A 3,309-nucleotide genomic window follows, 5' to 3' on the forward strand; every position below is an offset into this window, starting at 1 on the left:
ATTCAAACCACGTCAACGTCGCCTTGCCGTACTCAAGTACAGCCTGCGGCTAGTTTGCTCTTTGATTTTCATTGAGTATTAAAAATGAACGATATAGAAAGGAAAGGGCTGGTTTATGGACAAAAAAGAATTATTTGATGCGCTAGACGATTTTTCCCAACAGTTACTGGTGACCTTGGCCGATGTGGAAGCCATCAAGAAAAATCTCAAGAGCCTGGTAGAGGAAAATACAGCTCTTCGCTTGGAAAATAGTAAGTTGCGCGAACGCTTGGGCGAGGTGGAAGCAGATACACCCGTTAAGGCCAAGCATGTTCGTGAAAGCGTCCGCCGAATCTATAAAGACGGTTTTCACGTATGTAATGATTTTTATGGACAACGTCGCGAGCAGGACGAGGAATGTATGTTCTGTGATGAGTTGTTATATAGGGAGTAAGCATGCAGATTCAAAAAAGTTTTAAGGGACAATCTCCCTATGGCAAGCTTTACCTAGTAGCAACGCCGATTGGCAATCTAGATGATATGACCTTTCGTGCCATCCAGACCTTGAAAGAGGTGGACTGGATTGCTGCTGAGGACACGCGCAATACAGGGCTTCTGCTCAAGCATTTTGATATTTCGACCAAGCAAATCAGTTTTCATGAGCACAATGCCAAGGAAAAAATTCCTGATTTGATTGGTTTACTGAAAGCAGGACAAAGTATTGCTCAGGTTTCTGATGCGGGTCTGCCTAGTATCTCGGATCCTGGTCACGATTTAGTCAAGGCAGCCATTGAGGAAGAAATCGCAGTTGTTACCGTTCCAGGTGCCTCTGCAGGGATTTCTGCTTTGATTGCCAGTGGTTTGGCGCCGCAACCACATGTTTTTTATGGTTTCTTACCGAGAAAATCAGGTCAGCAAAAGCAATTTTTCAACTCAAAAAAAGACTATCCAGAAACTCAGATTTTCTACGAATCGCCTCACCGTGTGGCAGATACATTGGAAAATATGCTAGAAGTCTACGGTAACCGCTCGGTGGTCTTGGTCAGAGAATTGACCAAAATCTATGAAGAATACCAACGAGGAAAGATTTCAGAGCTACTAGAAAGCATAGCTGAAACGCCACTCAAGGGCGAATGCCTTCTCATCATTGAGGGTGCCAGTCAGGATGTGGAGGAAAAGGACGAGGAGGACTTGTTTTCAGATATCCAAGCACGCATCCAAGAAGGCATGAAGAAAAATCAAGCCATTAAGGAAGTTGCGAAACTCTACATGTGGAATAAAAGTCAACTCTATGCTGCCTACCACGACTGGGAAAAAAATCAAGAAAGTGATTAAACAGGGAAGTTTGCCATCTTCCCTTTTTTTGTTATACTAGTAGAAGAAAAATTAGAAAGATTTGTGGGTGTCAAACAGTCTAGTAGCTTGTTTTGATATGAACTTAGGTTCCACCCAAAGAGGTATTAGTGTCGTGTCTCAATCTTATATCAATGTTATCGGTGCTGGTTTGGCAGGTTCTGAAGCAGCTTACCAAATCGCAGAACGCGGTATTCCAGTTAAACTTTATGAAATGCGTGGGGTCAAGTCAACACCACAGCACAAAACAGACAATTTTGCTGAATTGGTTTGTTCCAATTCCTTACGTGGGGATGCTTTGACCAATGCAGTTGGGCTTCTCAAGGAAGAAATGCGTCGCTTGGGTTCTGTTATCTTGGAATCTGCTGAAGCTACACGTGTTCCTGCTGGTGGAGCCCTTGCGGTGGACCGTGATGGTTTCTCTCAAATGGTGACTGAAAAAGTGGCTAATCACCCCTTGATTGAAGTGGTTCGTGATGAAATTACAGAATTGCCGACTGATGTTATTACAGTTGTCGCTACTGGTCCTTTAACCAGCGATGCCCTAGCTGAAAAGATTCATGCCCTTAATGACGGTGATGGTTTCTATTTCTACGATGCGGCGGCGCCGATTATCGATGTCAATACCATCGATATGAGCAAGGTCTATCTCAAGTCTCGTTATGACAAGGGAGAAGCAGCCTACCTCAATGCCCCTATGACCAAGCAAGAATTTATGGATTTCCATGAAGCATTGATCAATGCGGAAGAAGCCCCGCTCAATTCGTTTGAAAAAGAAAAGTACTTTGAAGGTTGTATGCCTATCGAAGTCATGGCTAAGCGTGGCATTAAAACCATGCTTTATGGTCCGATGAAGCCAGTCGGTTTGGAGTATCCAGACGATTATACAGGCCCTCGTGACGGGGAGTTCAAAACACCGTATGCAGTTGTCCAGCTTCGTCAGGATAATGCGGCTGGTAGCCTCTACAATATCGTCGGTTTCCAGACCCACCTCAAATGGGGAGAACAAAAGCGTGTCTTCCAAATGATTCCAGGTCTTGAAAATGCGGAGTTTGTTCGCTATGGGGTCATGCACCGCAATTCTTACATGGATTCACCAAATCTTCTGGAGCAGACCTATCGTTCTAAGAAACAGCCAAACCTTTTCTTTGCTGGTCAAATGACGGGTGTAGAAGGCTATGTTGAGTCAGCAGCTTCAGGCTTGGTTGCAGGTATTAACGCAGCTCGTCTCTTTAAGGGTGAAAGTGAAGCTATCTTCCCAGAGACCACAGCGATTGGAAGTCTAGCTCATTACATCACTCATGCGGACAGCAAGCATTTCCAGCCCATGAATGTCAATTTTGGGATTATCAAGGAATTGGATGGCGAGCGTATCCGTGATAAGAAGGCTCGTTATGAAAAAATTGCAGAGCGTGCTCTTACCGACTTAGAGGAATTTTTAACAGTCTAATTTTTTTCAAAGAATTGCTCATGATACTATAAAAATCTTAGAAATTGTGATAAAATAGGTAGGATAAAAAAAGGAGAGTAAAAATGGCGAATCCCAAGTATAAACGTATTTTAATCAAGTTATCAGGTGAAGCCCTTGCCGGTGAACGTGGCGTAGGGATTGATATCCAAACAGTTCAAACAATCGCAAAAGAGATTCAAGAAGTTCATAGCTTAGGTATCGAAATTGCCCTTGTTATTGGTGGAGGAAATCTCTGGCGTGGGGAACCTGCTGCAGAAGCAGGAATGGACCGTGTTCAGGCAGATTACACTGGAATGCTTGGGACCGTGATGAATGCTCTTGTGATGGCAGATTCATTGCAACAAGTTGGTGTCGATACGCGTGTACAAACAGCCATTGCCATGCAACAAGTGGCAGAACCTTATGTACGTGGACGTGCCCTTCGTCACCTTGAAAAAGGCCGTATTGTTATCTTTGGTGCTGGAATTGGTTCACCTTACTTCTCAACAGATACAACAGCAGCCCTT

The 3,309-nt window shown here is 44.0% G+C and carries 4 protein-coding genes; all 4 read left to right on the forward strand.

All coding sequences use genetic code 11. The features are described from left to right. Positions 1-115 precede the first annotated feature (115 nt). On the forward strand, positions 116-433 hold the full coding sequence (gene yabA / locus GMD1S_RS06945) for a DNA replication initiation control protein YabA (protein ID WP_000358229.1): 318 nt from the start codon (positions 116-118) through the stop codon (positions 431-433). Between the two features lie 2 nt (positions 434-435). Then, complete coding sequence (rsmI, locus tag GMD1S_RS06950) at positions 436-1,314, forward strand: 16S rRNA (cytidine(1402)-2'-O)-methyltransferase (RefSeq protein WP_001166889.1); 879 nt, start codon at positions 436-438, stop codon at positions 1,312-1,314. 133 nt (positions 1,315-1,447) lie between these two features. After that, positions 1,448-2,782 carry a methylenetetrahydrofolate--tRNA-(uracil(54)-C(5))-methyltransferase (FADH(2)-oxidizing) TrmFO gene (gene trmFO, locus GMD1S_RS06955; protein ID WP_000083705.1) on the forward strand — a complete coding sequence of 445 codons (1,335 nt, stop codon included), beginning with the start codon at positions 1,448-1,450 and terminating at the stop codon, positions 2,780-2,782. A gap of 83 nt (positions 2,783-2,865) precedes the next feature. Further along, the coding region (locus tag GMD1S_RS06960; RefSeq protein ID WP_000002993.1) for a uridine monophosphate kinase at positions 2,866-3,309 on the forward strand (444 nt) is incomplete at its 3' end.

Source organism: Streptococcus sp. GMD1S (assembly GCF_000296875.1).
In the GTDB taxonomy this organism is placed as follows: domain Bacteria; phylum Bacillota; class Bacilli; order Lactobacillales; family Streptococcaceae; genus Streptococcus.